Origin of the sequence: Streptomyces sp. NPDC050211 (assembly GCF_040656035.1) — a bacterium.
In the GTDB taxonomy this organism is placed as follows: domain Bacteria; phylum Actinomycetota; class Actinomycetes; order Streptomycetales; family Streptomycetaceae; genus Streptomyces.
On the sequence record NZ_JBFALC010000146.1, the window covers coordinates 1 to 6,164 of the forward strand.

Sequence of the window (6,164 nt, forward strand, 5' to 3'; positions counted from 1 at the left end):
GCCCTTCGGCGATTCGGGCCGGGGTCAGGCGATGACCACGCAGGAAGCGGCGGTGACCTCGATCAGCCCGCCGGGGCGCGGGAGGCCGGTGTTCGGGTCGATGGTGAACCAGGTGACGTCGCCGGAGCGCTCGTTCGCGGCGTAAAGGAAGCCGTTCGCCGCGGTGAGGGCCCGTGGCCAGTGGCCGCCGCAGGTGACCGTGCCGACCAGCCGCAGTTCCTCGTCCTCGACGGCGAACGTGGACACCACGTCCTCGCCGCGGGTGGCGGTCCATACGAAGCGGCCGTCGGGCGACGCGACGATGCCCGACGGGTAGGCGTCACCGGCCGGCTGCCCGGCCAGCACCGGGGTCTCGGCGAGCGGTTTCAGTGAGCCGTCCGCTGCGTCCCAGCGGCAGACGGTGATGGTCGGGGTCAGTTCGTTCAGCACGTACGCGTACGAGCCGCGCGGGTGGAAGGCCAAGTGCCGGGGCCCGGAACCGGGGCGCAGGGCGATCTCCCGGTGCACTGCGAGGCTCCCGTTCGTCAGCGTGCACACCCGTACGGAATCCGTGCCGAGGTCCACACTGACGGCCCACCGGCCGCTCGGGTCGGGCTGCACCTGGTGGGCGTGCGGGCCCTGCTGGCGCGGCGTGTGTGGGCCGGAGCCGGTGTGCCGGAGCACGCCGGACGCGGCCGGGGCGAGGGTGCCGTCGGCGCGCAGGGGCACGGCGGTGACGCTGCCGGAGCCGTAGTTGGCGGTCAGGACGTGGCCGGCGAACAGGCTCAGGTGCGTGGGGCCGCTGCCGTCGACCGGCACCGCAGTGCCGGCCGGCTCGGGCTTGTCGCCGGTCACGCGATACGCGGCCACCGTGCCGTCGGCGGTCTCGCTGACCGTGTAGAGCGTGTCCCCGTCGGGCGACAGGGCGAGATACGAGGGGTCGGGCACGGTCTCCACGCTGCCCAGGACGGTGAGCGCGCCGGTGTCCGGGTCCACGGCCGCCGTCACGATCCCGGCGCCCCCGGCCGCCGTGAACGACCCGATGAAGGCCCGCCGCTGCCGCCTGCCGCCGTCTGCCACCGCTGTCCCCTCTCGGCGCCCTGTGTTGTCGGGGGTGACGCTAACAGTCGATCACGATCGGTCTAGACCAAATCGGGGGGCGCTGGGGATTTCAGGCTCCGACTAGGGGCGAGCGCGACGGTGCCCGCAGCGGCTTCGCGAGGTCCGCGAGGGCCCGCTCCACGCCGTGCAGGTGGGCCAGCGCCGGCTCCGTCGCGGTGGCCTCGATGGCGGACTCGGGGACATCGCCACCGCCGGTGAGCGCCTCGACGCCGGCCTCGACGCGCCAGCAGGCAGCGGCGAGGCGTGCGTCGTGCGAGGCCTCGGGGTCGGCGGCGACGGCGGCCAGGCCGCGGATCTCACGGGCGCAGTCGTCGAGCAGGGCGAGCACGCGGCGGGCGCGCCGCTTGCGGCCGAGCATCGGGTTGAGCGGGTGGACCAGTGGGGCGACCGAGAGCCGTACGCGGCCGATCAGCTGCTCCAGTTCGGCCACCCGGGCGGTCGGGTCGGCGCCCTCGTCTCCGGCAAGGCGGGCGGCGGCCTCGGCGGTGCAGGCGTGGACGCAGCGCAGAGCCCGCCGGATCCAGGCGTCGGTGACGGTGTGGGTGGTGACGGGCAGCACGAAGAGCACGGCCAGGACGGCGCCGAGCGCCCCGACACCGGTCTCGGCGAACCGCAGCGCGAGCAGCGCGGGGTCGAGGACGCCCAGCAGGCCGTAGAGCAGCTCGGCGAGCACCGTCACTGAGAGCATCATCCAGGTATAGGACACGGCGGCCGTGTAGAAGATCCCGAAGACGCAGACGGCGAGGAGGACGGCCGTGGGGACGGCGGCCCCGTGCAGAGGGACGGCGACGAGCAGGCCGAGGCCGATGCCCATCACGGTGCCCAGGACGCGGCGGAAGCCCCGTACCAGGGTCTCGCCGCGCGAGGTGGTGTTGACGAAGACCCACCAGGTGGCGCCGACGGCCCAGTACCAGCGCTCTCCGGACAGCAACTGGCCCACGACGAGGGCGAAGCCCGCGCCGGTGGTCGCCTGGATCGCCTGGCGGGTGGTCACGCGGGCCAGGCCGGTGCCGGGCGGCGGGGCGGGCGCGGGGGCCGGGGGCAGCCGGCGCTCGTAGCACCACAGTCCGAAGCGGACCGCCGAGGCGGTGAGGACGGAGAGGAGGACGGCGGCGTACAGCTCGGGCAGTTGCCTGGGGGTCGCGTGCAGGAACTGCGCCACGAAGTAGGTCATGAACGCGAACACGCCGAGGCTGTGTCCGCGCGGCCCCCAGCGGCGTACGTACACGCCCGCGCCGACCACGGCGAGGAAGGTGAGGTCCCGGGCCACGGGCTGATCGTGCAGCTCGGCCGCGGCGGCGAGGACGGGCAGGCCGACGGCGGGCAGCAGCACGGTGGTGACCGCCTGCCCGCGGCCAGTGGCGTCGGTGACGGTGAACAGGGCGAGCAGCGCGGCGAGTCCGCCGGTGACGGCACCGGCGAGGGAGTGGCCGGCGAGGCCGCAGACGACGACCGCGAGGCCGACGCCGAGGACGGCCCGGGCGGCGAAGCGCAGCCGCAGCCGCCCCGGGTCCGGAGCCATGAACACCCTCTTCAGCACTGCTTCCCGCCCCCTTGGACAACGGCATGAAAAAGGCGCCGCGGGATCCGCAGCGCCATCGACGGGTTCATTGCAGCATCAAGGGGCACCCTGGCTCAAGTGGCGCGTGGAATGCTGGACCATTGGCACAGACATATCGGATCCGGTTCGTCCATCGACGAGCCAACGGACCAGGGACGAGGAGGCCGAGCGCCATGGCCGTGGACGAGCTCGACACCCGCATCCTGCGGCTGCTGCTGGAGCAGCCCCGGACGAGCGTGCGGGAGTACGCCCGTATCCTCGGCGTCGCCCGCGGGACGTTGCAGGCCCGTCTGGACCGGCTGGAGCGGGACGGCGTGATCACCGGGACCGGCCCGACGCTCTCCCCCGCCGCGCTCGGCCATCCGGTGCTGGCGTTCGTGCACATCGAGGTCACGCAGGGCCATCTCGACGATGTGGGCGACGCGCTGGCCGCCGTACCGGAGATCGTGGAGGCCTTCTCGATCACGGGTGGCGGGGATCTGCTGACCCGGGTGGTGGCGCGGGACAACGAGCATCTGGAGGACGTGATCCAGAAGCTGATCAGCCTGCCGGGCGTCGTCCGCACCCGGAGCGAGGTGGCCCTGCGCGAACGCGTTCCGCACCGGCTGCTGCCGCTGGTGGAGTCGATCGGCCGCGCGGCCGGGAAATGACGGTGGGCATCCTGGAACCATGAACAATCTCGGCCCCACCGCGGTCATCTTCGATCTCGACGGAACACTCGTGGACAGCGAGCCCAACTACTTCACAGCGGGCCGTCAGGTCCTCGCCGAGCACGGCGTCCCGGACTTCACCTGGGCGGACCACGAGCGGTACGTCGGGATCAGCACGCAGGAGACGGTGGCGCTGTGGAAGGAGCGATACGGCTTGCGCGCCTCGGTCGCCGAGCTGCTCGCCGCGAAGAACCGTGCCTATCTGGAACTGGCCCGCACCGCCACGCGCGCGTACCCCGAGATGCGTACGTTCGTGAAGCTGTTGGCCGGTGAGGGCGTGCCCATGGCCGTGGCCTCGGGTTCGTCACCCGAGGCCATCGAGGCGATCCTGGCCGGCACCGGCCTGGACGCCCAGTTGCGCACCGTCGTGTCGGCCGACGAGGTCGAGCGCGGCAAGCCCGCCCCCGACGTCTTCCTGGAGGCGGCCCGCCGGCTCGGCGCGGCCCCGGCCGACTGCGTGGTCCTGGAGGACGCCGCCCCGGGTGCCGCTGCCGCCCACGCGGCCGGGATGCGCTGCATCGCCATCCCCTATGTCGCCGCGCAGGCCGACGCCCCGGAGTTCGCGACCGCGGGGCTGCTCCTGCGCGGCGGCCAGATGGAGTTCACGGCACGCGCCGCGTACGAGTGGCTCATACGCTGAGCGCTCCGCTGGAAGGCCGGCCATGAACCCGCGGGCCGGTGGGGGCTGGTCGCGCCCGCGCGGCGGAGGCGCATATCGATACAGCCCCGCGCCCCTACGGGGCGCGAGGCCTCTCGCCTGTTCAACCGCTCAGGGCCGCGCCTCGTACCGCGGTTTCGGGGCGGGGTGGATGTTCTGGTTGAGGCGGAAGACGTTGTCCGGGTCGCGGTCGGCCTTGATTCGGGCCAGGCGGTCGTAGTTGCCGCGGTAGCTCGCGCGGACCCGCTCCTGGCCCTCGTCCATCATCATGTTCACGTAGGCGCCGCCCGCCGAGTACGGGTGCAGGGCCTCGAAGTAGTCGACGGTCCACCGCTTGACGAGGTCGGCGTTGGCCGGGTCGGGGTCGACGCCCGCGTAGACGGAGGCCCAGCGTGCCTCGCGGTAGGCCCAGGGGGTGTCCGTGGGTCCGACGTCGTGGGCGGCGCCGTCGATCGGGTAGAGGTGGATCGTCGACTGCATGGTGGGCACCTCGGCGCCGAACTTGGCGTGTTGTTCGACGGCTTCGTCGGGGATCTCGTTGACGAAGTCGGCACGCCAGTACCACTGGTGGCCTGGCGGGTACAGGCCGTCGAACATGGACTGCAGGTCTGGGTGGGGCATCGGGCCGGGCGCGTGCAGCAGGGGCGTCGGCAGGGCGTCGAGCAGCGGGGCCATCTCGCGGGCGGCGGCCTCGGTGTCGTCGCCCGTGTAGCACCACACGACGCCGGCGATCTTGCGCAGGTGGAGTTCCTCGGGGAACGGCGGGGCCGGCGGGACCGTGCCGTGCAGGAAGAAGCCGTTGAGTTCGCGGGGTGCGTTCGGCAGGAAGTCCCGGTAGGCGGTGAGGACTTCGGCGCTGATCTCGACGGGCCAGAAGGTCGGTCCTGCGACGACGGTGCTCACCTCGTGCAGCCGGAACAGGAACGACGTCACGACGCCGAAGTTGCCGCCGCCTCCGCGGATCGCCCAGAACAGGTCGCTGTTCTCGTCGGCGGCGGCCCTCACCTGCCGGCCGTCGGCCAGTACCAGGTCGGCCTCCAGCAGGTTGTCGATGGTCAGCCCGCACTTACGGGTCAGGTGGCCGAGCCCGCCGCCGGTGGTGAGGCCGCCGACGCCGGTCGTGGAGATGATGCCGCTGGGCGTGGCGAGTCCGTGCGCGTTGGTGGCGCGGTCGACCTCGCCCCACACGCAGCCGCCGCCGACCCGGACCGTCCGGGCCCCGGGGTCCACGTGGATGTCCTTGAGCGGCGACAGGTCGGCGACGACACCGTCGTCGACGGTGCCGAGCCCGGCTCCGTGATGGCCGCCACCGCGGACCGCGAGGGGCAGGTCGTGGGCGCGGGCGAAGCCGATCACTCGGGCCACGGCGTCGGCGTCGGCGCAGCGCGCGACGAGTGCGGGACGTTTGTCGATCATGCCGTTGTAGACGGCGCGGGCGTCCTGGTAGCCGGAGTCGTCGGGTCCGGTCAGATCACCGGTGAAGCCTGTCAGTTCGCGGCGCGCTGCCTGGGCGGGTGTGCTGGACATGCGGTTCCCCGTTCCTGTGTCCGAATACAGCCGGATTCGCATGTTTCTAGTGCGATACGGCCTTCCGGGCATCCGTGCGGGTCACCCAGCTCGGCGCGATGACATACCTACGTTTCGGGTCCCGCCAGCAGTCCCAGCTCGGCCGCACGCGCGGTGGCCTGGCGTCGGGTGTGCGCGTCGAGCTTCTCCAGGACGGCGCGTACATGGTTGTCGACCGTGCGCACCGAGACGACCAGCCGGTCGGCGATCTCCGGGTTGGTCAGGCCCTCCGCCAGCAGCCGCATGACCTGGAACTGGCGTTCGGTCAGGCCGGCCGGGTTGCCCCGGGTGACCGCGAGCGGGCCGCGGGGGATCCGGCGGACGCCTAGGTGACGCAGTTCGGCGCGGATCAGCCGGGCCAGCGGCTCGGCGCCCAGGGTGTCGAGGGCGGCGAGCGCAGTGAGCTTGTCGGCCGGGTCGGGGCTTTCCGCAAGGGCCGCGGCATGCTCGTACGGGCAGCCCGCCACCCGCCACAGAGCCGCCGCCCGGCGCCAGTCTCCGGCGGCCTGCACGGCGTACGGATGGTCCGAGCCGTCGGCCGGGACGCGGTGTCCGGCCTTGGCGAGCC

General features: G+C 72.8%; 6 protein-coding genes. 2 read left to right on the forward strand and 4 right to left on the reverse strand.

Translation table 11 applies throughout. The annotated features are described in order from the left end of the window. Positions 1-24: 24 nt before the first annotated feature. Both AB0I98_RS49315 and AB0I98_RS49320 read right to left on the reverse strand, forming a co-directional pair. Positions 25-1,059 carry a lactonase family protein gene (locus AB0I98_RS49315; protein ID WP_362952996.1) on the reverse strand — a complete coding sequence of 345 codons (1,035 nt, stop codon included), beginning with the start codon at positions 1,057-1,059 and terminating at the stop codon, positions 25-27. Positions 1,060-1,150: 91 nt separating this feature from the next. Then, positions 1,151-2,641: an FUSC family protein gene (locus tag AB0I98_RS49320; RefSeq protein ID WP_362952998.1), complete on the reverse strand. Its 1,491-nt coding sequence runs from the start codon at positions 2,639-2,641 to the stop codon at positions 1,151-1,153. Between the two features lie 194 nt (positions 2,642-2,835). Between AB0I98_RS49320 and AB0I98_RS49325 the strand changes: the two genes are divergently transcribed. Together AB0I98_RS49325 and AB0I98_RS49330 are read left to right on the forward strand one after the other, a co-directional pair. Beyond that, positions 2,836-3,312, forward strand: a complete 477-nt coding sequence (locus AB0I98_RS49325; protein ID WP_362953000.1) for an Lrp/AsnC family transcriptional regulator — start codon at positions 2,836-2,838, stop codon at positions 3,310-3,312. A gap of 19 nt (positions 3,313-3,331) precedes the next feature. Further along, the gene (locus AB0I98_RS49330; RefSeq protein WP_362953002.1) at positions 3,332-4,012 is read left to right on the forward strand and encodes an HAD family phosphatase; all 681 of its coding nucleotides are present in this window, start codon (positions 3,332-3,334) and stop codon (positions 4,010-4,012) included. 129 nt (positions 4,013-4,141) lie between these two features. Here the strand turns inward: AB0I98_RS49330 and AB0I98_RS49335 are convergent, their stop codons facing one another. Continuing rightward, on the reverse strand, positions 4,142-5,557 hold the full coding sequence (locus AB0I98_RS49335) for an FAD-binding oxidoreductase (protein WP_362953004.1): 1,416 nt from the start codon (positions 5,555-5,557) through the stop codon (positions 4,142-4,144). A gap of 107 nt (positions 5,558-5,664) precedes the next feature. After that, positions 5,665-6,164 (reverse strand): helix-turn-helix transcriptional regulator (locus AB0I98_RS49340; RefSeq protein WP_362953006.1); only part of this gene is annotated, 500 nt, incomplete at its 5' end.

Bases quoted from the DNA above. Each gene is read 5' to 3' on its own strand.
- AB0I98_RS49325 (WP_362953000.1), top strand. From the start codon at position 2,836: ATGGCCGTGGACGAGCTCGACACCCGCATCCTGCGGCTGCTGCTGGAG.
- AB0I98_RS49330 (WP_362953002.1), top strand. From the start codon at position 3,332: ATGAACAATCTCGGCCCCACCGCGGTCATCTTCGATCTCGACGGAACA.
- AB0I98_RS49335 (WP_362953004.1), bottom strand. From the start codon at position 5,557: ATGTCCAGCACACCCGCCCAGGCAGCGCGCCGCGAACTGACAGGCTTC.